This is a genomic window from Micromonospora ureilytica, assembly GCF_015751765.1.
GTDB classification, from domain to species: domain Bacteria; phylum Actinomycetota; class Actinomycetes; order Mycobacteriales; family Micromonosporaceae; genus Micromonospora; species Micromonospora ureilytica.
Genome location: NZ_JADOTX010000001.1, coordinates 2,266,638 through 2,290,090, shown reverse-complemented (window position 1 = coordinate 2,290,090; position 23,453 = coordinate 2,266,638). Strand labels below are relative to the sequence as shown.

General features: G+C 73.0%; 19 protein-coding genes. 15 read left to right on the top strand and 4 right to left on the bottom strand.

Going from position 1 to position 23,453, the window contains the following annotated elements; genetic code table 11:
* Positions 1-90 precede the first annotated feature (90 nt).
* The 5 genes from IW248_RS10175 to IW248_RS10155 all read left to right on the top strand — a co-directional run bounded on the left by IW248_RS10175 (position 91) and on the right by IW248_RS10155 (position 5,622).
* Entirely contained in the window at positions 91-834 is a 744-nt protein-coding gene (locus IW248_RS10175) for an ArsR/SmtB family transcription factor (RefSeq protein ID WP_196926752.1), read from the top strand.
* A 72-nt stretch (positions 835-906) separates the two neighbouring features.
* Positions 907-1,941, top strand: a complete 1,035-nt coding sequence (locus IW248_RS33965) for a cytochrome P450 (protein WP_307787895.1) — start codon at positions 907-909, stop codon at positions 1,939-1,941.
* On the top strand, positions 1,938-2,735 hold the full coding sequence (locus tag IW248_RS10165) for an isocitrate lyase/PEP mutase family protein (RefSeq protein ID WP_196926750.1): 798 nt from the start codon (positions 1,938-1,940) through the stop codon (positions 2,733-2,735). The genes IW248_RS33965 and IW248_RS10165 overlap by 4 nt, the downstream gene beginning before the upstream one ends.
* Positions 2,736-3,059: 324 nt before the next feature.
* The gene (locus tag IW248_RS10160) at positions 3,060-4,028 is read left to right on the top strand and encodes a DUF5715 family protein (RefSeq protein WP_196926749.1); all 969 of its coding nucleotides are present in this window, start codon (positions 3,060-3,062) and stop codon (positions 4,026-4,028) included.
* A 4-nt stretch (positions 4,029-4,032) separates the two neighbouring features.
* On the top strand, positions 4,033-5,622 hold the full coding sequence (locus IW248_RS10155; protein WP_196926748.1) for an asparagine synthetase B family protein: 1,590 nt from the start codon (positions 4,033-4,035) through the stop codon (positions 5,620-5,622).
* Positions 5,623-5,702: 80 nt separating this feature from the next.
* Here the strand turns inward: IW248_RS10155 and IW248_RS10150 are convergent, their stop codons facing one another.
* Together IW248_RS10150 and IW248_RS10145 are read right to left on the bottom strand one after the other, a co-directional pair.
* A complete protein-coding gene (locus IW248_RS10150) occupies positions 5,703-6,914 on the bottom strand; it encodes an ArsB/NhaD family transporter (protein ID WP_196926747.1) in 1,212 nt (403 codons plus the stop codon).
* 149 nt (positions 6,915-7,063) lie between these two features.
* Entirely contained in the window at positions 7,064-8,512 is a 1,449-nt protein-coding gene (locus IW248_RS10145) for an LVIVD repeat-containing protein (protein WP_196926746.1), read from the bottom strand.
* A 140-nt stretch (positions 8,513-8,652) separates the two neighbouring features.
* On the opposite strand from IW248_RS10145, the gene IW248_RS10140 reads away from it, so the two are divergent.
* From IW248_RS10140 to IW248_RS10125, 4 genes are all read left to right on the top strand, one after another.
* A complete protein-coding gene (locus IW248_RS10140) occupies positions 8,653-9,360 on the top strand; it encodes a DUF305 domain-containing protein (RefSeq protein WP_196926745.1) in 708 nt (235 codons plus the stop codon).
* A gap of 43 nt (positions 9,361-9,403) precedes the next feature.
* Positions 9,404-10,624, top strand: a complete 1,221-nt coding sequence (locus IW248_RS10135; protein WP_196926744.1) for a sensor histidine kinase — start codon at positions 9,404-9,406, stop codon at positions 10,622-10,624.
* Positions 10,621-11,286, top strand: a complete 666-nt coding sequence (locus IW248_RS10130; protein WP_196926743.1) for a response regulator — start codon at positions 10,621-10,623, stop codon at positions 11,284-11,286. The genes IW248_RS10135 and IW248_RS10130 overlap by 4 nt, the downstream gene beginning before the upstream one ends.
* 147 nt (positions 11,287-11,433) lie before the next feature.
* A complete protein-coding gene (locus IW248_RS10125; RefSeq protein WP_196926742.1) occupies positions 11,434-13,908 on the top strand; it encodes an ABC transporter permease in 2,475 nt (824 codons plus the stop codon).
* A gap of 112 nt (positions 13,909-14,020) precedes the next feature.
* On the opposite strand, the gene IW248_RS10120 is transcribed toward IW248_RS10125, so the two are convergent.
* Together IW248_RS10120 and IW248_RS10115 are read right to left on the bottom strand one after the other, a co-directional pair.
* Entirely contained in the window at positions 14,021-15,283 is a 1,263-nt protein-coding gene (locus IW248_RS10120) for a nucleotide sugar dehydrogenase (RefSeq protein WP_196926741.1), read from the bottom strand.
* Between the two features lie 125 nt (positions 15,284-15,408).
* On the bottom strand, positions 15,409-16,782 hold the full coding sequence (locus tag IW248_RS10115; RefSeq protein ID WP_196926740.1) for a serine/threonine-protein kinase: 1,374 nt from the start codon (positions 16,780-16,782) through the stop codon (positions 15,409-15,411).
* Between the two features lie 537 nt (positions 16,783-17,319).
* On the opposite strand from IW248_RS10115, the gene IW248_RS10110 reads away from it, so the two are divergent.
* The 6 genes from IW248_RS10110 to egtD all read left to right on the top strand — a co-directional run bounded on the left by IW248_RS10110 (position 17,320) and on the right by egtD (position 23,432).
* A complete protein-coding gene (locus IW248_RS10110; RefSeq protein WP_196930123.1) occupies positions 17,320-17,952 on the top strand; it encodes an RNA polymerase sigma factor in 633 nt (210 codons plus the stop codon).
* 16 nt (positions 17,953-17,968) lie between these two features.
* Positions 17,969-18,793 carry a hypothetical protein gene (locus IW248_RS10105; RefSeq protein ID WP_196926739.1) on the top strand — a complete coding sequence of 275 codons (825 nt, stop codon included), beginning with the start codon at positions 17,969-17,971 and terminating at the stop codon, positions 18,791-18,793.
* Positions 18,794-18,950: 157 nt separating this feature from the next.
* Entirely contained in the window at positions 18,951-20,186 is a 1,236-nt protein-coding gene (egtA, locus tag IW248_RS10100; RefSeq protein ID WP_196926738.1) for an ergothioneine biosynthesis glutamate--cysteine ligase EgtA, read from the top strand.
* A gap of 116 nt (positions 20,187-20,302) precedes the next feature.
* Positions 20,303-21,625, top strand: coding sequence for an ergothioneine biosynthesis protein EgtB (gene egtB / locus IW248_RS10095; protein ID WP_196926737.1), 1,323 nt, complete (start codon positions 20,303-20,305; stop codon positions 21,623-21,625).
* 43 nt (positions 21,626-21,668) lie between these two features.
* The gene (egtC, locus tag IW248_RS10090; protein ID WP_196926736.1) at positions 21,669-22,445 is read left to right on the top strand and encodes an ergothioneine biosynthesis protein EgtC; all 777 of its coding nucleotides are present in this window, start codon (positions 21,669-21,671) and stop codon (positions 22,443-22,445) included.
* 21 nt (positions 22,446-22,466) lie between these two features.
* Complete coding sequence (gene egtD, locus IW248_RS10085) at positions 22,467-23,432, top strand: L-histidine N(alpha)-methyltransferase (RefSeq protein WP_196926735.1); 966 nt, start codon at positions 22,467-22,469, stop codon at positions 23,430-23,432.
* Positions 23,433-23,453 lie beyond the last annotated feature (21 nt).

Genomic DNA, 23,453 nt, shown 5'->3' with positions numbered 1-23,453 from the left:
CACCACCAACCCCGGGGGTCTTCGTCCACGTGACGGAGGCCCCCGGGTCGCTGTTCACCGGCTCGGCGCCTGCCTTCCTAGACTGGGGCGATGAGCGTTGGCGCCGACGGTCGGGGGATGGCCGAGCTGGCGGCCCTGCTGGCCGACGGCACCCGCGCCGGGATGTGCCTGGCGCTGCTCGACGGGCGGGCATGGACCGCAGGTGAGCTGGCCCGACGCGCCGGTGTCGCCCCGTCGACGGCCAGCGACCACCTCACCCGACTCGTCCGCGGTGGGCTGCTCGTCGAGGAGCGGCAGGGCCGGCACCGCTACCTGCGTCTGGCCGGTCCGGCGGTGGCCCAGCTGATCGAGGACCTGGCCGGGCACGCCCCGCTCGCGCCCACACCGACCGGGTCGCTGCGCGCGACCACCGCCGCCGCCTCCCTGGCGTACGCGAGGACCTGCTACGACCACCTCGCCGGGCGGCTGGGCGTGCTGATGTACGACGCGCTGCTGAGCGAGCGCCGACTGGACCGGTCCAGCGGGTTGGCGCTGACGCCGGACGGGTGGGCCTGGGTGGCAGGGCTCGGCGTACCCGTGGACGTGCTGCGTGCCGCCCGCCGCCCGGTGGTCCGCGACTGCCTGGACTGGACCGAACGCCGCCCGCACCTGGCCGGAGCGCTCGGCGCGGCGCTCTGCCGCCGCTTCACCGACCTCGGCTGGATCAGCCAGGGCACCGGCCGCGCCGTCCGTCTCACTCCCACCGGCCGTTCCGGCCTGGCCGCGGCACTGTCCATCCCCGAACACACCCTCGACCCGCCGGTGGCCCCGGCGCCGACAAGCGGCCGCGCCTGACCGGCGAGCAGTGGGTGACCGCGGCGGGATCGTTCGGTGTGGGGCGAACGGTTCGCGCCCTACGGTCGGGCGGTGACTGACAACTGGCCGCACATCGCGCCCGCCCCGGGAACACCGGCGTGTGGGCCGCCCTCGTTCGAACCGGAGCGCGGCTGGTCGGTGACACGCAACGCTGACGTGCGGGCGGCGCTGACCGACAGGGCGTTCCAGGTGCCGGCCGTCGATACCGGTCCGCCCGGCACCCTCGCCTGGCTGCGCGCCACGGTCAGCCGGTTCAGTCCACCGCGATTGCACGCCGAGCGTCGGGCGGTCGCGGTGGCGGCGCTGACCCCGCTGAACCCGGACGACCTGCGACAGGATGCGGCGCGGCTGACCGTGGCCGTGCTCGACCGCTCCGGCGACCGCGTCGACGTGATGCGGGAACTGGCCCGGCCGGTGCCGCTGCGGGCGTTGGCCGATCGACTCGGCTTCGCTGATCCGGCAGCCGCCGGGACGGCGGTCGCTGTCGTCGCGGCGGCGTACCACCCGGGGGTGGACCCGGCGGTGACCTCGCGCGCCGACCGGGCGGTGGCGGCGCTGCTGGAGCTCGCGCCGCAGGGTCCGCCGGTGGTACGGGCGAACCTGATCGGTCTGCTGGTCCAGGCGTGCGACGCGACCGCCGGTCTGATCGGCGCCGCCGCCCATCACCTGCTGTCTCCGGCCACCGCGCGCGCGTTGACCACGGCGGGGACCGCCGACCTGCTGGCCGAGGTGCTGCGCCTCGACCCGCCGGTCCGGGCCACCCGACGGGTCACCGTCGACGGGGTACGGCTGGGCGGACGCGATCTGCCGGCGGGCAGCCCCGTCCTGCTGCGCTTCGACGCGGCCAACCGTGACCCGCAGGCATTCGCCGAGCCCGCGACGTTCCAGCCCGGTCGACCCGGTGCCGGGATGGTGACCTTCGGGACGGGGGAGCGGGGTTGCCCCGGCGACCGGCACGCCCTGGCGCTGGCCACCGGGGTACTCGACGTGCTGCGGGAACGGTGCCGGCGTGGTCGGAACCCGTTGCGTCACGATCCGCACCCGACCCTGCGCGTGCCGACGAGTCTGGAGGTGAGCGTCCGATGATCGACCGTCGTGCCGCGTTCCACGCCCTGCACCGCGCCGGCCGCCCGCTGCTGTTGCCCAACGCGTGGGACCACGCCTCGGCGGCGGCGCTCGCCGCGGGGGGACATCCGGCCATCGGCACCACCAGCCTCGGGGTCGCCGCGACCGCCGGCCTTCCCGACGGCGCGGCGGCCACCGCGGGGGAGACCCTCGCCCTGGCCGGCCGGCTGGCCCGGTTGCCGGTGCTGCTCAGCGTGGACGTCGAGGCCGGGTTCAGCGACGACCCGGCGGAGGTCGCCGAGTACGTGGCGGAGTTGGCCGGGCTGGGCGTGGTCGGGATCAACCTGGAGGACGGGCGCGCCGATGGCACCCTCGCCGACACCGAGATCACCGCTGCCAAGGTCACGGCCGTGAAGGCGGCGGTGCCGGAACTGTTCGTCAACGCCCGCACCGACACCTGGTGGCTGGGGGTGGACGACCCACTGCCGCAGACCCTCGCTCGCGCGCGTGCCTACCGGGTGGCCGGTGCCGACGGGATCTTCGTGCCCGGGACTGTCGACCTGGCCACCCTGCGCGTCCTCACCGAGCGGATCGACGCTCCGGTGAACGCGCTGTACCAGCCGGGCGGCCCAGGGCTGGCTGAGTTGGGCGCCGCCGGGGTGGCCCGGGTCAGCACCGGCTCGCTGCTGTTCCGGGCCGCCCTGGGCGCCGCGCTCGCCGCCGCCGACGCCGTCCGCCTCGGCGGGCCCGCCGCACCGGCGGGGCTGCCGTCGTACGCGGAGGTGCAGGCCCTGGTGCCGACGGGCGGTGACTGACGGTCGCGGCCGCCGCTCGGCGGCTCGGGCGGGGCGGCCCGGTCGGCGGTCGCCGGTGGGGTGACTGTGTTGGGGTCGGTGCCTTTGGAGCTGAGTCGTTTGTGACATCACGGGCCCGCTCTTGCGAAGCCGGCGGCGGTGATTCGTTGACGACATCAGCTCCAAAGGCACCCCACCCAACTGGTCACACCCCCAGACGAGTGCGACGCCCACGCTCCGTTAGGGGGGAGATAGGAGGAATGTTCGGTCCGTTCCGGTCCCGATGATTACGGTGTGTTTCAGGGCGAACCACCCAGTGCCGTGACCGGAGAAAGGGACCCCGTCATGCGAGTGCCCAGCCGTAGCCCGGGACAGCAGCCCGGTTCGCCTCCGTCGCCCACCGCTCCGGCCCGCCGTCGACCCTCCGGCGCGACCCACCGCCGCCCTCCCGCCCCCGCGCCCGACCTGGCCGCGTACCGGGCGGCCGTCGCCGAACTGCTGGTCGAGGTCGGCGCCCTGGCCGACGCGGCGAGCACCCGTGCCCGGCAGGTGCTCATCGACGAGCGGCTGCGGGAGCCGGCGCTCGCGGCGGTCCTCGACGCCACCCCGCAGGGGCTGATCGGCGCGCGCGAGACGCTGCTGCTGGAGATGGCCCGCTACCAGCCGAACGACCGCACCTCGGCGCGTGACCTTGGCGCGCTGGTCCGGATCTACCTGCTCTCCCGCATCGACGTGCTGTGGTGGCAGGACGCGCCGACCTTCGTCACCGACGATCAGGTCAACGGCAGCGCCGAACTGGTCGACCTGGAGTGGTTGCGCCGCCGCGATCTGCTGCGCTTCCGCTACCAGGAGCAGCCCGCCACGATACTGGGCCGGGCCGCACGCGGGCTGCGTCGCCGACTGCGACCCGACGCCACCCCGCACACCGCTGGACTGCTGTTCCGCCGCGCCCGGCGTGAGGTGGTGGCGCTGCTCAACGAGATCGGACGTGAGTTCACCGCCATCGCGCCGCCGGCCACCCCGCCGCTGTGGGTGACCAGCCTGGTCCGCAGCGCGGAGCACCAGTACCGGCTGCGCCGCCTGGGCTACGCGGCGATGCTGCCCAGTGGGCACTGCCTCGGCTACTCCGTCGACGTCGAGTTGGCCTGGTTCGAGCGCTTCGGCGCGCGGGACGCCCTGGCGGAGCTGCTGCTGAGCCGGCAGGAGGCCGGCGAGCTGAACGTGATCGACGAGGGGCAGGCCTGGCACCTGTGTGTCGCGCCCACCGCACGGCGTCGCCTACGCCGGGCGTACGAGGCCGAGATGGGGGTCTGAGCCGGTGTGCGGCATCGCGTTGAGCATCGGTCCCGAGGCCGACCCGGCGACCTTCCGGCGGATGCTCGCCGCCCTGGCCCCACGCGGTGAGGTCACCGAGACCCGGTCCGAGAACGGGCTGCTCGCCGGCACCCGACGGCTGCGGGTCGTGGACCGGGACCGGGCGGTGCAGCCGTGGACGTCGACCGACGAGCGTTGGCTGCTCTGCTTCAACGGCGAGATCTTCAACTACCGGGAGTTACGGGCGCAGCTGACCCGCCTGGGGCAGGCCTTCCGCACCGAGAGCGACACCGAGGTGCTGCTCGCCGCGTTCCAGCAGTGGGGTGAGGCAGCCGTGACCCGGCTGCGCGGTGAGTACGCCTTCGCGGCCGTCGAACGGGCCACCGGGAGGGCGTACCTGGCCCGGGACCCGCTCGGCGTCAAGCCGTTGTACTGGTCCCGTCGGCCCGGCTGCCTGTATCTCGCCTCCGAGGTCAAGGCGCTCGTCGGGCACGGCGCCCCGATCGCCGAGGTGCCTCCCGGGCACCACGGCTGGGCGGAGGCGGACGGGCACGTGCGTCTGAGCCCGTACGTCGACCTGCTCACCATCGGCGACGGCCTGCCGGTCGTCGACGACCCGGACGAGGCCGCGCTGCTGGTCCGCGCCGCGCTGAGCGACGCTATTCGGATGCGCGTGGAGACCGACCTGACCGTCGGGGTGGTGCTCTCCGGTGGCCTGGACAGTTCGCTGACCCTGCGCCAGGTGCGGGACATCCACCCGGACTGCGTCGCGGTGACGGTCGGAGTGGCGGACAGCCCCGACGTGGCGTACGCCCGGCGGCTCGCCGCCGACCTCGACGTGCCGCACGTGGTGGTCGAGCTGCGTCCGCGCGACATCCGGCTCGCCGACGTCCGCGAGGCCATCCGGATCTCCGAGCTGACCGAGTACGGCGACATCATCAACGCGGTCGTCTCGGTGCCGATCTTCCGGCGGCTTCGCGACCTGGGCATCAAGGTGGTGCTGACCGGTGACGGCTCCGACGAGCTGTTCGGCGGGTACCCGATGTACCACCAGGTCGGTCCGGCGGCGGCCCGCCGGCTGTTCCTGCACCGGATCCGCAACCTGTGCCGCACCGAGTTGCAGCGGGTCGACCGGGCCGCCATGGCACACGGCGTGGAGGCACGGGTGCCGTTCCTCGACCTCAGCGTGGTGGAGCTGGCGATGCGGTTGCCGGTTGATCTGAAGCTGCGTGACGGGCAGGAGAAGTGGATCGTCCGGCGGGCGTTCGCCGACGTGCTGCCCGACTACATCCTGCGTCGCCCGAAGAACCCGATGTCGTACTCGTCGGGATTGCACGAGCGGGTCCGGCTGTACAAGCCGCTCTTCGCCCGCCTGCACCGCGCGTTCGGCTACGACCTGCAGGAGCCGGTCCGTCGGGACTTCGACACCGTCCTGAGCCGCTGCGGCAACGACCTGGACCGAGCCATCGCCGACGGGCTGACCCGACCCGACTACACAGTCCTGGAACATGCCCGCGACCTGGTCGGCGCGGCCAAGTGGAACGCCGCGCCGATGGTCCGCCGGCTGGTCGGCCCGCGCCCGGCCCGCCACTGACGGCTGCCCCGCACACCACGCTCGCCGCTGAGCCGGGCCGAGTCGGCCGCCGCGCAGTGGCCTGCGTCGCCGGTGGGTACTCAGCTCACCAGCAGCAACGCGCCGACCGCGGCGAGCGTGCCGGTGATCGCGAGCACGGTGCTGGTCAGCACGAACCGGGTCACCGGCACGCTCACCCCGGCCGCCCGGCACCGCTCGAACCACAGCAGGGTGGCCAGTGACGCCCAGGGGGCCGCCAGCGGGCCGACATTGGTGCCGATCAGCAGGGCCAGCAGGCGGGTGTGGTCGCCGGACGGCAGCACCGACTCGCCGGCCAGGTAGGCGGGGAGGTTGTTCACCGTGTTGGACAGCAGCGCGCCCGTGCTACCCGCGCGCAGCGCGCCCAGCGCCCCGCCGTCGGCGCCGAGCAGGCCGCCCACCAGGTCGTCCAGCCCGTGCCGGCCGAGGGTCTGCACGACGAGGAAGAGCCCGGTGACGAAGAGCAGCAGCCGTACGGGCACCAGCCCGGGGCGCAGCGCGGCGGGGGACCGGACCACGAAGCCGAGCAGCACCAACGCGAGCGCGACGGTGGAGGCGAACTCGATCTCCACCCCGGCGAGGATGCCGGCGACGAAGAGCAGGCAGCCGGCGAGGGCGGTGCGGTGCAGCACCGGATCGGCCGGCACGTGCCGGGCCGGCGGGACGAATCGTCCTCCGACCGGCCGCTCGCGCCGCCACCAGGCGTACCAGAGCAGCGCCATGGTGACCGCCACCGCGGCGAGCTGCGGTAGTGCCATCCGCTCGGCGTACGCCAGGGGTGACAGTCCGACCCGGTCGGCGGCCAGCAGGTTGGTCAGGTTCGACACCGGCAGCAGCAGGCTGGCGGTGTTCGCCAGCCAGACGGTGGTGACCGCGAGCGGGGCGGCGGGGACGCGCAGGTTACGGGCCAGCGCGAGCAGCACCGGGGTGAGCAGCACGGCGGTGGTGTCGAGGTTGAGCACGAGGGTGGTCACCGTGGCCAGGCCGCCGCAGAGCAGGAACAGGGCCACCCAACTGCCCCGGGTGGCGATGGCCAGCCGGCTGGCCAGCACGTCGAAGACACCGGCGACGGCGGTCAGCTCGGCGAGCACGATCACGGTGCCGAGGAAGAGCAGCAGCGGCAGGATCCGGTGCAGGGTCGCGGTGGTCTCCGCGTGGGGCAGCAGCCCGCTCAGCGCGCAGGCGGCCCCGGCCACGGCGAGGACGACCGCCACCAGGTCGAGCGGGTGCGGGCGCCAGCGCACGCTGGGCTCGGGCGGGGCTGCGGTCTTCACATCTGCTCACGTTGGCACAGCCTCCGACCAGCCGGACCGCAACCCCCGCCCAGGTGACGGGCCCCACCGACGGTGTGCGGCCGAGCGGCGGCCGACGCGGTCGGGCCCGGCCCCTCGACGAGGGACCGGGCCCGGATGGCGCGTCGGTTCTACCAGCTCAGGTAACTGGGCTGGGTCTGCGCGTTCAGCTCACGGAACCGGGTCAGGTTGGCCGTCCAGGTCCGCCAGTCGTTCAGCTCCAGGACGTCCAGGCCCTTCTGGATGTCGTTGGAGTAGATGTGGCCGTTGTAGTAGTACGACGACCAGGAGCCGCCGGTCACGGCCTCGGTGGCGGAGAGCGGGCCCCGCTCCCAGTACGCGATCTCCTTGGGGTTACGCGAGTCGGTGAAGTCCCAGACGGAGATGCCGCCCTGGTACCACGCCTGCACCATGATGTCGCGTCCGAGCACCGGGATCAGCGAGCCGTTGTGCGCCACGCAGTTCTCGGTGTCGGCGTTGGTACGAGGGATCTTGTAGTAGCTGCGGAAGGCCAGGGTGCGGGAGTTCCCGCGGCCGGCGATGTCGTAGATGGCGTCCGCGCCCCGGTTGGGTCCGACGGTCTCGTTGCAGGTGGCCGCCCCGCCGCCGCCCAGCTCGTCGGTGAAGACGACCTTGGTGCCGGCGTTGTTGAAGGTGGCGGAGTGCCAGAACGCGAAGTTGACGGTGTCCCGGACCTGGGTGATGACCCGGGGCGCCTCCCGGTTCTTGATGTCGAGCAGGATGCCGTCACCCATGCAGGCGCCGGCAGCCAGGTCCTTCGACGGGTAGGCGGTGATGTCGTGGCAACCGGCGGTCGCCGAGCCGGTCTCGCTGCCCGGGAAACCGCCGTCCGGGAAGAGGTTCGGCGTCGCGATGACCGCCGACTGGGTCGGCTTCTTCACCGGCACCTTGACGATGGAGATGGAGTCGTGCGGCGGCTGGCAGTCCGGGAATTCGGCCCGCGGGCTGTACGACGAGACGTACAGGTAGACGTTCTTGCGGTCCTTGCCCGGCACCAGCGTGTGGGTGTGTGACCCACAGGCGGTCTCCACGGACTTGATGTACCGCGGGTTGGCCTTGTTGCTGATGTCGAAGATCTTGATGCCCTCCCACGACTCCTTCACGGAGGCGGGCTGTGCGACGCTGGCGCACGAGTCGTCGCTGCGCGAGGCGTCGGTGGACACGAAGAGCAGGTTGTCGTAGACCGAGATGTCGTTCTGGGATCCCGGGCAGTTGACCTGCGAGGTGATCTTCGGTGCGCTGGGCCGGGAGATGTCGTAGATGACGAACCCGTTGTAGTTGCCGGCGAACGCGTACTTGCCCTGGAACGCCATGTCGCTGTTGAGCGCGGCCGTGGTGTCGAACGGCGCCTGCTTGGGCACGTTGGCGATCTGGCGCAGGTTGGGGCTGCTGCGGATCTCGTCGACGCCCGGAATCGTGCTGGCCGGAGCCGCTGCCGGTGGCGCCGCCTCCTGGGCGTTGCTCGGTGTCGCGACGGCGACGCTGGTCAGCAGGAGACCTGCGGCGGCCAGGCTGACGATCCGGATCTGTCGGAGCCGGGGGGTGATGAGTTTGATCATCGGCGACGCCCTTCGAAAGGGGGATGGCGATGTCCGGTACCTTACCGACCGTCGGACTTCATCGATGTGACCTGGGTCACATTAAAGTGGACTCATCAATCGATAAGATCGCTGCGACCTCGACCTGAGGGGGGTGCGGCATGACTGTCCGACGTGGCCGGTTACTGATCGTCGTCATAACGATGGTCGTCCTTACGGTGTTCGTGGTGGTGGCCGTCCGGGCCACCGGCGACTCGCCCCGATCGGCTGCCGCGACGACGTCGCCCAGCCCGGCGTCGGCCAGCCCGTCGCCCACCCCGACCGGCCCCGAGCCGCCGCCGGTGATCGTTCCCGGCCGACCGGGGGAGGCAGCTGTCACCCGGCCCGCCCACGAGGTCCGCGACGACAGCCCGCCCCGCTTCAACGCCCTGGACACCGTCTACGTCCAGATGATGATCCCGCACCACGAACAGGCGCTGGAGATGACCGCGCTGGCCGACGAGCGGGCGTCCGATCCCCGCATCCGGGCCTACGCCGACCGGATCAGGGCCGGGCAGGGCCCGGAGATCGCCGTCCTGCGCACCTGGCTCAGCACCCGCGGTCTGCCGCCGTCGGCGCCCGGGCACGACCACAGCGGGATGCGCGGCATGCAGTCGCCCGAGGCGATGCGCCAGCTGACCGACGCCCGTGGCACGGAGTTCGACAGGCTCTTCGTGCGCATGATGAGCGAGCACCACCAGGGCGCGGTGACCATGGCCACCGACCTGCTCTCGGTCGGCCTCGACCCCACCCTCAACGAGCTCGCCACCTCGCTCGCCACCGAGCAGGCCGTCGAGATCGCCCGCCTGCGCGAACTCACCCCACCCTGACCGGTCACGCGACAGGCGTCCGCCCACCCGCCACGTACGCTGGGTGACCGTGAGACGCACCCTGTTCGGTCGCCCGCTGCGCGGCGTCGCCTTCGACGTGGCCGTCGCCGCCCTGGTGGCGCTGGTCAGCCTGACCGCGGCGGTGAGCCAACCCGGCGGCTGGGCGGCCACCCTGGTCGGTGTGGGAATGGCGGTGGCGCTGCTGTTCCGCCGCACCCACCCGAGCGTGGTGACGGTGGCGGTCGCGGCGCTCGCCCTGATCCAGGTGATCGCCGAGTGGGGCCCGCTCGTCTACGACGTCGCCGTCCTGATCGCGCTCTACAGCGTGGTGAAGTACGGCGAACGGCTTCGCGACGGCGTACTGGCCGGCGCGGTCGCGGCCGTCGGTGTGCTGCTGGCCGCCGCGCAGACCCCCAACGTCATCCAGTGGTGGGTGACCGCGCTGTGGTACGCGCTGGTCACCGGCGCGGTGTGGTTGGTCGCGCTGAACGTGCGGACCCGCCGGCTCTACGTGCTCAGCCTCGAGGAGCGGGCCACGACCCTGGAACGCGAGCGGGAGGCCGAGTCCCGGGCGGCGGTCGCCGAGGAACGCACCCGGATCGCTCGTGAGCTGCACGACGTGGTCGCCCACAGCATGGCCGTGATGATCGTCCAGGCGGACGGCGCCCGGTTCATGCTCGACCGCGACCCCGCCCAGGCCCGTACCGCCGTGAAGGTGGTCGCGGACACCGGCCGGCAGGCGCTGGAGGAGATGCGCCGGCTGGTCGGCGTCCTGCGCGACGCCGGGCCGTCCGGCGCGGACGGGGCCGACGGGTTGGCGGTGGCGGCCGACCCCGAGCACCGGCGCCTCGCCCTGGCCGAGTTGCCGGACCTGCTGGCCCGGTTCGACGACGCCGGCCTGCACATCCGCAGCACTGTCACCGATACGCCACCGGCCCTGCCGCCGGGCCTGGAGCTGACCGTCTACCGGGTGGTGCAGGAGGCGCTGACCAACGCGCTCAAGCACGCCGGCGTCGGAGCCCGCGTCGAGGTCGTCCTGTCGTACACCGCCGAGGCCGTCGTGGTCCGGGTGGTCGACGACGGTCGCGGCCGCCCGCTGGTCAGCCCGGCGCCGTCCGGCGGTCACGGCCTGCTCGGCATGCGGGAACGGGTGACGGTGTACGACGGCAGCCTCGCCGCCGGTCCCCGGCTGACCGGGGGCTGGCAGGTCGAGGTTCGGCTGCCGCTACCGTCAGAGCCGGCAACGGAGGTGATCGCGGCATGACGGTCCGGGTAGTGATCGTGGACGACCAGGCGCTGGTCCGCGCCGGGTTCCGAATGGTGCTGGACTCCCAGCCCGACCTGGAGGTCGTCGGGGAGGCGATCGACGGCGCGGACGCCCTGCGGGTGCTCGCCCGCACCGAGGCCGACGTGGTCGTGATGGACATCCGGATGCCCACCATGGACGGGGTGGAGGCGACCCGGCGACTGTGCGCCGAGCGACCCGCGGGTGGCCCCCGCGTGCTGGTGCTGACCACCTTCGACACCGAGGCGGACGCGTTCGCGGCCCTGCAGGCCGGGGCGAGCGGCTTCCTACTCAAGAACGTCCCGCCGGAGGAGCTGCTGGCCGCGATCCGGGTGGTGGCCCAGGGCGACTCGGTGGTGGCCCCGTCGATCACCCGACGCCTGCTGGACCGGTTCGCGGGGCAGCTCGGCGCCGCCCCGAGCGCCGACCCTCGGCTCGCGCAGCTCACCGAACGGGAACGGGAGGTGCTGCTGCTTGTCGCCCAGGGGCTGTCCAACGCGGAGATCGCCGCCCGGGTGCACGTGGCCGACGCGACGGTGAAGACCCACGTCGGACGGATCCTGGCGAAGCTCCAGCTGCGCGACCGGGTCCAGGCGGTGGTCCTGGCGTACGAGAGCGGGCTGGTCACGCCCGGCGGATGACACCGCGTACGACCTGGGTCGTAGCCGCCGGCGGGCGCACCGCGACCCGGGGCGCAGGCAGGTCGAGCGCGCAGGTGGAGATCGACTGACCGGTGCCGGCCCTAGCGTCGGAGGGGTCTGATCCGCCACCTGCACCGGGAGCTCCGCATGATCCGCCTGACCCTGCGCTCGTTGCGTGCCGAGGCGGTGCGCATGCTGCTCTCGGCGCTCGCCGTCGTGCTCGGCGTCGCGTTCGTCGCCGGCACGATGATCTTCGTCGACGGGATGCGGACCGGGGCGTACGAGCGGGCCGGCACCTTCGACCGTCACACCGACCTGGGTGTCTACTCGGCCGGCCGCGAGGTGTTGCCCCCGGCCCTGGTCGACCGGGTGCGGGCTGTCGACGGGGTGGCCGCCGCAGCCGGTGAGCTGACCAACACCGCCGGGATCGTCGGCGCCGACGGTCGGCCGGTGCTCGGCTTCACCATGCTCGTCGCCATCCCCACCGAGGACGCGCTGCGCTCGTACGACGTGGTGGCCGGCCGGTTGCCCGACCGGGCCGGGGAGGTGGTGCTCGACGCGCCGACGGCGGCCGAGCAGGGCTTTTCGCTCGGCGCGGCGGTCCGGGTCGGCGCCACCGGCGGGGCGGCCCGTCCGTACACCCTGGTCGGCACCGTGGACGTGGCAGGCACCTCCCGCGATGTCGGCGGTCCGTTCGTCGGCCTGGTCGGGCCGGACGCGTTGGCCCTCACCGGCGAGCGGGGCTACGGCCGCGTCATGGTGGCGGCCCGACCGGGCGCCGACGTCGCGGCGCTGACCGAGAAGGTACGCGCCGTGGCCGGCGCCGAAGCCACAGTGAAGAGTCGTCAGCAGATCCTCGACGAGGCAGTGGAGGACGCGGTCCGCAACGTGGACCAGTTCCGCATGCTTTTGTTGATCTTCGTGGGGGTCGCGATCGTGGTGGCCGGCTTCGTGATCGCCAACACCTTCGCGATCGTGCTGGCCCAGCGCACCCGACGGACCGCGCTGCTGCGTCTGATCGGCGCCACCCGGGGACAGGTCTTCCGGTCCACAGTGCTGGAGTCGGCGGTGCTGGGGCTGGTCGCCTCCGCGCTCGGGGTGCTGCTCGGGGTGGCCCTCGCCGGCGGGTTGCGGCTGCTGCTGTCCCGACTGGACGTGCCGATCACCGGTGGCCTGGCCGTGACCGGTTCGACAGTGCTGACCGGCCTGCTGCTGGGCACCGGGCTCACCGTGTGCTCCGCCCTGCTGCCGGCCTGGCGGGGCACACGGATCGCCCCGGTGGCGGCGCTCACCGACGCCGCGGTGCAGCCGAGCCGGGGTGCGGGCCGAGGTCGACTGATCGTCGGCGCGGTGGTGCTCGCCGTCGGTGTCGCCGCGCTGGCCGGCGCCGCCAGCGCCGGTCAGTTGCTGCTGGTGGCGCTCGGCGGGGTGCTCACCTTCTTCGGGATCGTGCTGTTCGGGCCGGTGCTCGTCCCGGCGCTGGCCCGGGTGTTCGGCTGGCCGCTACGACGCGCGCTCGGCACCATCGGTGAGCTGGCGGTCTCCAACACGGTGCGCAATCCGCGGCGGGTCGCCGCGACCGCCACCGCGCTGGTAATCGGTATCGGACTGGTTTCGGCGTTCATGGTTGGCGCGCGCAGCACCAAGGACGGCATCGAACGCAGCGTGGACGCCCAGATCGGGACCGACTTCGTGGTCAGCGGAATCGGTCAGGACCTGCCGGCCGCGCTTGTCGGTGAGCTCGCCTCCCGCCCCGAGTTGGGTGTGGTGCACGAGCAACGCAGGACTGTCGTCGACGACGTCGAGATCCGCGCGGCCCACCCGGCGCTGGTCGGTCGGACGCTGAGCGGGGTGCTGGCCGGCGACGCCGGCCGGGTCGGGCCGGGGGAGGTGCTGGTACACCGCGAGTTGGCACGGGCACGCGGCTGGCAGGTCGGCTCCCCGGTGACCGTCAAAGGCCTGTCGTTCCGGGTGGCCGCCGTGGTCACCGACGACACCCCTGGCGGCGAGGTGACCGCAGGTCACGTCATCGATTTGTCCGACCAGGACTTCGCCGCGCTCTTCCCCGCCCAGCGGGGCTACCTGGCCGAGATCGACCCGGCCGCCGGGGTGAGCCCCGACCGGGCCCGCGACGCGATCGCCGCCGTGCTGGGCCGTTACCCGACGGTGAACCTCATGGACCAGGGCGCGTACAAGAAGATGCTCACCGGCACCGTCGACATGCTGCTCGCCCTGGTCACCGCGCTCCTCGGCCTGGCCGTGGTCATCGCCCTGGTCGGCGTGGCGAACACCCTGAGCCTGTCGGTGGTCGAACGGACCAGGGAGAACGCCGTGCTGCGGGCGGTCGGGCTCACCCGAGGGCGGATGCGGGCGGTGCTCGCCGTCGAGGCGGTGCTGATGGCGCTGGTCGGCGCGGTGCTCGGCATCGGGCTCGGCACCGGAGTCAGCGCGTCCACGATGGCCCTGCTGGACCGCCTCGGCGGCGACTTCCACGTGGTGCTGCCGCTCGGTCAGCTCGGGCTGATCCTCGGCGTCGCGGTGCTGGCCGCCCTGCTCGGCTCGGTGCTGCCGGCCCGTCGGGCGCTGTCCCGCCCGGTCGTCGAGGCGCTCGCCGACCAGTGATCCGGTCGCCGTCGGCGACCGTGACCGGGCCTGAGCCCGGCGACCGGACGGACATCCGCCGGCCGGCCCCGCCATCTTCCCCGGGCGGCGGGACCGGCCAGCGGTGCCGGGTCTACAGGCGTTCGACCATCGGGCCGACGCACCGGTTGCGGGTGTCGAAGACGTAGCGGGCGTGCTTGACCACCAGGTCGTAGTCGAAGGTGTCATGGTCGGTGACCACCACCACCGCGTCGGCCGCCCGCACCTCCCGCTCGGTGAGCCCGACCACTGTGACCCCGGCGGGGATCTGGTGCGCCTCCGCGTAGGGCTCGACGGCGTGCACCTCGGCACCGAGGGCCTGCAGTCGGCGCGCCACGTCGACGGCGGGGGAGTCGCGCATGTCGCCGGTGTTCTTCTTGTACGCCAGACCGAGCAGCAGCAGTCGGGCGCCGCTGACGGCCCGGCCGTCCCGGTTCAGCCCTCCCATGATCCGCTGCGCGACGTGTTCGGGCATCTCGTGGTTGACGTCGTTGGCCAGCTCGATGAACCGGAACTGCCGACCGAGGCGGCGCTTGACCTGCCACGACAGGTAGCACGGGTCGATCGGCAGGCAGTGCCCGCCAACGCCGGGGCCGGGCCGGAACGGCAGGAAGCCGAACGGTTTGGTCGAGGCGGCGTCGATCGCCTGCCAGACGTCGATGTCGAGGTGATGCGAGAGCATGGTCAGCTCGTTGATCAGTGCGATGTTGACCTGGCGGAAGGTGTTCTCGATCAGCTTGGTCAGCTCGGCGACGCGGGTGGAGTCCACAGGTACGGTCTGTTCCACGAGGCGCTTGTAGAACTCGTCCACCCGGGCCAGCGACGCCTGGTCCACACCGGAGACCACCTTCGGGGTGTTCTCCAGTCGCCAGGTCGGGTTGCCCGGGTCGATCCGCTCGGGGCTGTAGCCGAGATGGAAGTCGCCGGGGCTGGTCAGACCGCTGGCCGACTCCAAAAGCGGGCGCAGCAGTTCCTCGGTGGTGCCCGGGTACGTGGTCGATTCCAGGATCACCGTGCAGCCCGAGCGCACGTACGGGCCGATACCGATGCCGGCCTGTTCGACGAAGCTCAGGTCCGGGGTGCCGTCGCGCAGCGGGGTCGGCACCGTGATGACGCAGATGTCGAACCCGTCGGCGTCGGTGTACTCCGTGCTGGGGTGGTAGCGGCCGCTGCCCAACGCCCGGCCCAGCCGATCAGCCGGGATGTCCTCGACGAACGATTCGCCGGAGGCGAGACGCTTCACCCGGTCGACGTCGACGTCGAGGCCGATCACGTCGAACCCCGCCTCGACGGCCCGCATGGCCAGTGGCAGTCCGACATACCCCTGACCGATGACGACCAGCTTTTCAGCGCTCACCCAGGCTCCCGCAGCAGATGGTGTAAATGGCCTGCTGAGAGCCTAGAGGCGCCTTCGGCGACGTAAGTCCGTTTTGGGGATATCGGTGCTGTTGGGGTTGCCGGGGTCGATGACCGGGGGGCGGCTCAGTCGCCGGCCGGCACCTCCGGCTCGACCGGCGCGCCAGTGGTGGTGGGCGGGTCGGACGGCGGCGGAGGTTCACTCGCCGTCGCAGTGGCCGTCGGCGCACCGGTCGGCGCCCCCGTGGTGACGGCCGCCGTCGGCGTCGGCGAGGTGGCGGTCTCGCTCGGCTGCAGGCTCGGCGTCACGGAGACCGAGGCCGACGGGGAGTTGCCGGGGGCGTTCGGCCGGTTCGGCCGGCCCGGCTCGACGCTGGTGATCTGCTCGTTCGCCGCGGGCAGTTCGACGGGGCCGCTCGGCGCCACAGTCGGCGACGTGGTCGGCAGATTGACCGCCGGGTCCTCGCCGCCGGCGTCGCGCGTCGCGGCCAGTGCCGCGCCGAGCCCGACCAGCGCGACAAGCATGGCTGCGGCCGCGCCGACCAGCGGGCCTCGCCGTCGCGCGGCCTGCGACCTGTTCGCCACCGCCGCGCCGGCCGGCACGTCCGTGCGGGTGCCCGGCCCAGCGTCGCGCAGCGCGACCGGCGTGGCCATCGCCGTCGGTGGCTCGCCGCCGGTGACCGCCGTCCGAGCGGCCTCGGACATCGCCGATCCGCTGGAGAACCGCTCCAGCGGATCCTTCGCCAGGGCACGCGACACCAGGGCGCGGACCGCCTCCGGAATGTCGTGCGGCAGCTCCGGCGGCTCGTCGTCCAGGTGCCGGACGGCGACCTGAAGCGGATTGTCACCCGTGAACGGCGGACTGCCGGTGAGGCAGCAGTAGGTGACCGCGCCCAGGGCGTAGATGTCGGTGGCACCGCTGACCGGCCGGCCGGCGGCCTGCTCGGGAGCCATGTAGAGCGCGGTGCCCGGAACCGCGTTGGTGCTGGTGATGCTGGTGATGTCGGTGGAGCGGGCCACGCCGAAGTCCACCAGGACGACAGTGCCGTCCTCCTGCACCAGCAGGTTGCTGGGTTTGACGTCGCGGTGCACGATGCCCCCGCGATGCGCCGCGTTGAGCGCCGCGGCCGCCTGGGCCACGATCGACATCGTCTCGGCCACGTCGAGCCGCCCGGCCGCCTCGATCCGCTTGGACAACGGCTCGCCGGCGACGAACTCCATGACGAGGTAGTCAGCCCGGCCACCGCCGGGAAGGTCGTCCTCGCCGCAGTCGAAGACCTGCACGATGCCGGGGTGCCGCAGCGCCGCCATGATCCGGGCCTCGGCGCGGAACCGGGCGATGAAGTCGGGATCGGACACCAGCGCCGGCAGCAGAACCTTGACCGCGACCTGCCGGCCGAGGATCAGGTCGGAGGCACGCCAAACGTCGCCCATGCCGCCCGTGGCGACACGTTCGTCCAAGCGGTAGCGACCGCTGAGCACGACCTCCGATGACAACACCGCATTACCGTACCTAGAGTGGCGCGGGGCGGCGCGCCGTGGCAGGGCCGCCGGGCGGGTGGTTCGGACCGGCTGATCCGGCTTGACCTGTGTGGACGATCGGTCTCGGTGACGCTGCGGATGTGCGGTGTCACGAAAAGCGACAATTTCCGTCGTCCGGGTCCTCGATGGCGGCAAGAAAGCGCCTTCAGCCCCGGTTGGCGTCCCCTGCTCACATCCCGTTACGACGACGCGTCGTTCCGCACGGTTGATAATTGTCACTCTTCCGTGACGCGACGCCGACTTGTCGCGTCGTGAGCCCCCTTTTAGCGTTAGCCCGGCTCGGGCCGCCCGGCTACCTCGGCGGGCAGCGCGCCGATCGACCACCCTGGCGTTGGCCCCGGACACGCCGCCCCGACAATCGTGGTCGCGGGGACAATTCAGAGCGGCGGAGGGCGGTGCGGTGCGGGTGCTGATCGGGCGGACGACTCGTGCCGCGTGGCGCGCCTCCGTGCGCCGGGGCGGGCCGGCTCGCCTCGGGTCATGCGTGGGCCGCCAATGACCGCCGATCTGTCGGAGGTGGTGAGCGCCGCGCAGGCCGGAGACGAGGAGGCGTTCCGTTTCCTCTACCGCAGCCTCCAGCCCGGGCTGCTGCGCTATCTGACCGCCCTGGTCGGGGCGGACGCCGAGGACGTCGCCTCCGAGACCTGGCTTCAGATCTCCCGTGACCTGCCCGGCTTCACCGGGGGCGAGTTCCGCGCCTGGACGGTCACCATCGCCCGTAACCGCGCGATGGACCACCTGCGTCGGATGCGCCGTCGCCCCTCGCTGCCGGTCCCGGTGCAGGCGCTCGTCGATCTGGCCAGCGACGCGGACACCGCCGAGCGAGCCAGCGAGACGATCGGTACCGAAACCGCTCTCGCGCTGATCGCCACCCTCCCGCCACGGGAGGCCGAAGCGGTCCTGCTGCGGGCGGTGATCGGGTTGGACGCGGGATCCGCCGGCCGGGTGCTGGGCCGTCGGGCCGGGGCCGTGCGGACCGCCGCTCACCGAGGTCTACGCCGGCTCGCGGTCCTGTTGGAGCGGCAGAGCCCGGCCGGGTCGCCAGTCGGGGTCGAGGGGGTGCCGCCGCCGCGCACGGGGAGCGGCCCCGCCCTGCGAGCACCGCACGCCGAAGCGGCGGACGGCTGACGTGAGGGGACTCCCGATGAACCCGTTCCGGCGGGCCGACCACGCCGACACCGAGCGGCTGCTCGACTCGGCCCACGCCCGGATGGACAACACGCCGGACCACTGGCACTCCGCGACGCCCACGGAAGCGGTCGCGACATCACCCGAGGCGCACCTGGCCGTCCCGAACGTCCCCCCGCCCGAGCCGGTGGCCGCGTTGCTCGCCGCGGCGACCGGCCCCGTCCGCCCCGGCGAGTTGGCCGGCGAGGAGGCCGCGTTGGCCGCGTTCCGGGCCGCCCGGGCCAACCCGGTGCCGGCCGTGCCGCAGCGGCCACGCCGTCGTCGGGTGACCACCGGCGCGGTGGCCTGGATCGGCGCGGTGGCCGCTACCGCCACCGCGGGGGCCGCCTTCGCCGCGGTCACCCGCGACCGGGCGCCAGACCCGGTCGCGCCGGCCCCGTCGCGCCCGTCGCCCACACCGCATCAGGGCGTACCCCGGTCGGCCGAGCCCGGTCGGTCGGTGATCCCCGGCGTGCCGTCGCCAGTCGCGCCGTCGCCCGTCACCGCCACACCGCCCGCCGTTCCCGACCCCGCCGACCAACTGCACGGACTGTGCCGCGCGTGGCGGGCCAAGAAGCCCGACCAGCGGGAGAAGGCACTGCGCACGCCGGCCTTCCAGCGGCTGGTGACCGCCGCCGGCGGCCCCGCCGAGGTCGAGGCGTACTGCCAGCGGCTGGTGCCCGAGGCGAAGCCCACCGAGTCGGCGAAGGTCAAGCCCTCCGAGTCGGCGAAGGGCGGGCCGTCCCCGTCGGCGAAGGCCCCGCCGTCACCGCCGCGGCCGGGCCACCCCGCCGCCGGCTGAACGGTCGCCGGCCGGAGCCCGTTGGTTCCGCCCTGGATCGGAAATTCCTCTGTTAGACAGAGGTTGGTGGCACCGTGCACGCCCCCGACGGTGTCGGTGGGTGAGTTTACGGTGGCACGGTGCGCCGGACCCGGCGCACGGAGAGGGGGCCCGACCCTTGGTGACGTCATCCGACCTGGACCGCAGCGCCATCCTGCGCGAGTCCGCAGCCGCAGTCCGACACCTGGCCCGGATCTGCTTCAAGACCGGCCCACCCACCCACACCGGCGTCGAACTGGAATGGACCGTGCACGACGCCGCCGATCCCGCCCGACCCGTCGACGCGACGCGGCTGCGGACGGCGCTCGGGCGGCACAGCCCCGCCACGCTGGACGCCACCAGCCCGGCCGAGCCGCTGCGACACGGCGGCGTGGTCACCCTGGAGCCGGGTGGCCAGTTGGAGATCTCCACCCCGCCCCGCCCCTCGGTCGCCGTGTTGATCCGCGCCATCGAGGCCGACATCGCCCAGGTCACCGACCTGCTGGCCGCCGCCGGGCTGGTCCTCGGCCGCAGCGGCATCGACCCCCACCGACGGCCTCGCCCGGTGGTGGAAACCCCCCGCTACCGCGCGATGCGCGGGGCCTTCGACCGCCATGGCCCGGCCGGCCGCACGATGATGTACAGCACCGCCGGCCTGCAGATCTGCCTCGACGCCGGTGAACCGGACCAGGTCGCCGACCGTTGGGCCGCGGCCCACGCGGTCGGGCCCCCACTGCTCGCGGCGTTCGCCTCCGCCGCTCGACACGCGGGGCGGCGCACCGGTTGGGCTTCCGCCCGGATGGCCGCCTGGCTGGCCATCGACCCGGCCCGGACCCGCCCGGTCTGGTCGCCCGCCCGTGCCGGGGACGACCCGATCGACGCCTGGACCAGCTACGTGCTCGCCGCGCCGCTGATCTGTCTGCGCCGGCACAACGCCGACTGGGCCGCGCCACCCGGCGTGACCTTCGCCGACTGGCTCGACGGCGCGCTGCCACAACCGCCCACCACCGATGACCTCGACTACCACGTCAGCACCCTCTTCCCGCCGGTGCGACCACGCGGCTACCTGGAGCTGCGTTACCTGGACGCGCAACCCGATCGGGACTGGCGGCTGCCGCTGGCGGTGCTGACCGCCCTGTTCGGCGACCCGCGCACCGTCCGTGCGGCGTACACGATCGCCACGCCTGTGGCGCAGCGCTGGTCCGCCGCCGCCCGGCACGGCCTGGCCGACCCGACGCTGGCCGCGGCCGCGGCGGCCCTGCTCGACCTGGCCCTGACCGCGCTACCCCGACTGGAGCTGCCGGCCAGCACTCACGACGAGATTCAGAGAGGTGTACGGCGGCGGCTGGCCGCCACAGCGAGGAGGGACCAGTGAGCGCGAGGAGTGAGCCGGGGTTGCGAGCCTCGCAGTCGCGAACGGAGGGCGGTTCAGTGAGCGCGAGGAGTGAGCCGGGGTTGCGAGCCTCGCAGTCGCGAACGGAGGGCGGTTCAGTGAGCGCGAGGAGTGAGCCGGGGTTGCGCGATTGCATCGCTGTGGAGTTGGCGCGGGCCCGGGCTCGTACCACGTTGTTGACCGAGGTGGTCGACGACGCCGACCTGACGCGCCAACACTCACCGCTGATGTCGCCGCTGGTCTGGGACCTCGCTCACGTGGGTAATCAGGAGGAGCTCTGGTTGGTCCGTGACGTCGGGGGCCGGGAGCCGGTCCGGTGTGACATCGACGAGTTGTACGACGCGTTCAAGCAGCCGCGCCGGGACCGCCCCGCGCTGCCGCTGTTGCCGCCCGCGGAGGCGCGCGCCTACCTGGCCACCGTTCGGGACAAGGTGCACGACCTGCTCGACGCGGTGGCCTTCACCGAACGGCCGCTGGTCGCCGACGGGTTCGCCTTCGGCATGATCGTGCAGCACGAGCAGCAGCACGACGAGACCATGCTCGCCACCCACCAGTTGCGTTCGGGTCCGGCGGTGCTGCACGCCCCGGCGCCGCCCGAGCCGTCGGTCCGGGTCGGCGCGGAGGTGCTGGTGCCGGCGGGCGAGTTCACCATGGGCACCGACACCGATCCGTGGGCGTTGGACAACGAACGTCCGGCGCACCGGGTCGACCTGCCGGCGTACGTCATCGACGCCGCCCCGGTGACCAACGGCCAGTACGCGGCCTTCATCGCTGACGGCGGTTACACCGAGCGCCGCTGGTGGAGCCCGGCCGGTTGGGAGCATCGGGTTCGGGAGCAGCTCAGCGCGCCGATGCACTGGCGTTCCGACGGCGACGACTGGTCGTATCGGCGCTTCGGTCAGTGGGCTCGGGTCCGCGCCGACGAGCCGGTGGTGCATGTGTGCTGGTACGAGGCGCAGGCGTACGCGGCGTGGGCCGGCAAGCGGCTGCCGACCGAGGCGGAGTGGGAGAAGGCGGCCCGGTGGGATCCGACGACGGGGCGGTCGCGCCGTTACCCCTGGGGGGACGACGACCCGACCGAGGCGCACGCCAACCTCGGCCAGCGCCATCTGCGGCCGGCACCGGTGGGCGCGTACCCGGCCGGCGTGTCGCCGTTGGGTGTGCACCAGCTCATCGGCGACGTCTGGGAGTGGACGTCGACGGCGTTCGACGGGCATCCGGGGTTCGCCGCGTTTCCCTACCGCGAATACTCGGAGGTCTTCTTCGGCGACGACTACCGGGTGTTGCGCGGCGGCTCGTTCGGCACCGACCGCTCTGCCTGTCGGGGCACCTTCCGCAACTGGGACTATCCGATCCGCCGGCAGATCTTCAGCGGGTTCCGCTGCGCCCGGGACGTGCGACCGGACGAGTCGTACCGGTGAGCCACCGCACGACCGGCGGCCCGGCGGCGGGCCGGGGGCGCTGATGTGTCGCCACCTGGCCTACCTGGGGCCGCCGGTCACCATTGCCGAGCTGTTGTTCGACCCTCCGCACTCGCTGGTGCGGCAGTCCTGGGCGCCCCGCGACATGCGTGGCGGCGGCACGATCAACGCCGACGGGTTCGGTGTCGGCTGGTACCCGGGTGAGGGTGAGCCGGTGCGGTACCGGCGGGCGCAGCCGATCTGGAGCGACCCGACCATCGCCCAGCTCGCGGCGGTGACCCGCAGCGCGGCGGTGGTGGCGGCGGTGCGCTCGGCCACGGTCGGGATGGCGGTGCTCGACGGCGCGGCGGCGCCCTTCGCCGAGGGGCGGTGGCTGTTCAGCCACAACGGGGTAATCCGCGGCTGGCCGGACGCCGTGGTGCCGCTCGCCGCCGAGCTGCCGGTGCGGGACCTGCTCACCCTGGACGCCGCCACCGACTCGGCGCTGCTGTGGGCGTTGGTGCGGCATCTGCTCCGAGCTGGCGCCGACCCGGCCGAGGCGGTCGGGCGGACGGTGACCGCCGTCGCCGCCGCCGCACCCGGGTCGCGGCTCAACCTGCTGCTCACCGACGGGCACCGGGTGGTGGCCAGCGTGGCGGGGCACGCGTTGTCGGTCCGCGAGACGCCGGGTTCGGTGCTGCTCGCCTCCGAGCCACACGACGACGATCCGGGGTGGCGGTCGGTGCCGGAGGGGCATCTGGTCGTCGCCACCGCGGGCGAGGTGCGGGTACGTCCACTGCCGGCCCCGGTGCGCCACGTCGGCCAGGCACGCAACGGTTGATCGAACGAAAGGAGCGAACCGATGACCGCGGAACCACTGGAGATCTACCTCGAAGAGGGTGACCTGGAGCGCGGCCTGCGCGACGACGTCCGGGCGGGGCTGAGCGCCGGGCGGAAGTGGCTGCCGCCGAAGTGGTTCTACGACGCCCGGGGCAGCGAGCTTTTCGAGGAGATCACCCGACTGCCCGAGTACTACCCGACCCGGGCCGAGCGGGCCGTGCTGGCCGCGCACGCTCCCGACATCGCGGCACTGACCGGGGCCAAGACGCTCATCGAGTTGGGTTCCGGTTCGTCGGAGAAGACCCGGCTGCTGCTGGACGCCTTCACCCGCCGGGGTGGGCTGGGCACGTTCGTTCCCCTGGACGTGTCGGTCAGCGCGTTGCGGGGGTCCACCGCCCAGATCGCCGCCGACTATCCCCGCCTGCGGGTCCGGGGCATCGTGGGGGACTTCACCCGGCAACTGGACCGGCTGCCCACCGGCGGCCGGCGGTTGGTGGTGTTCCTCGGTGGGACCATCGGCAACCTGTTGCCCGCCGAGCGGGCCGAGTTCCTCATGGCGATGCGCGCCGCGCTGGAGGTCGGTGACTGGTTGTTGCTCGGCACGGACCTGGTGAAGGACCCGTCGGTGATCGTGCCCGCGTACGACGACGCCGCCGGGGTCACCGCCGAGTTCAACCGCAACGTGCTGCACGTGATCAATCGCGAGTTGGGCGCCGACTTCGACCCGGCCGCCTTCGAGCACGTCGCCGTGTGGGATTCCGATCACGAGTGGATCGAGATGCGGTTGCGGGCGACCCGGTCGATGACCGTGCGGGTGCTGGGGTTGACAGTCGATTTCGCGGCGGGGGAGGAGCTGCGTACCGAGGTCTCGGCGAAGTTCCACCCGGAGGGGATCGCCGCCGAGCTGGCCACTGCCGGTTTCGCCACGGCGGAGTTCTGGACCGACCCGGACGCGCTCTTCGGCGTCACGCTGGCACGGGCGCGGTGAGCCTGTTCACCCGCCTCGGTC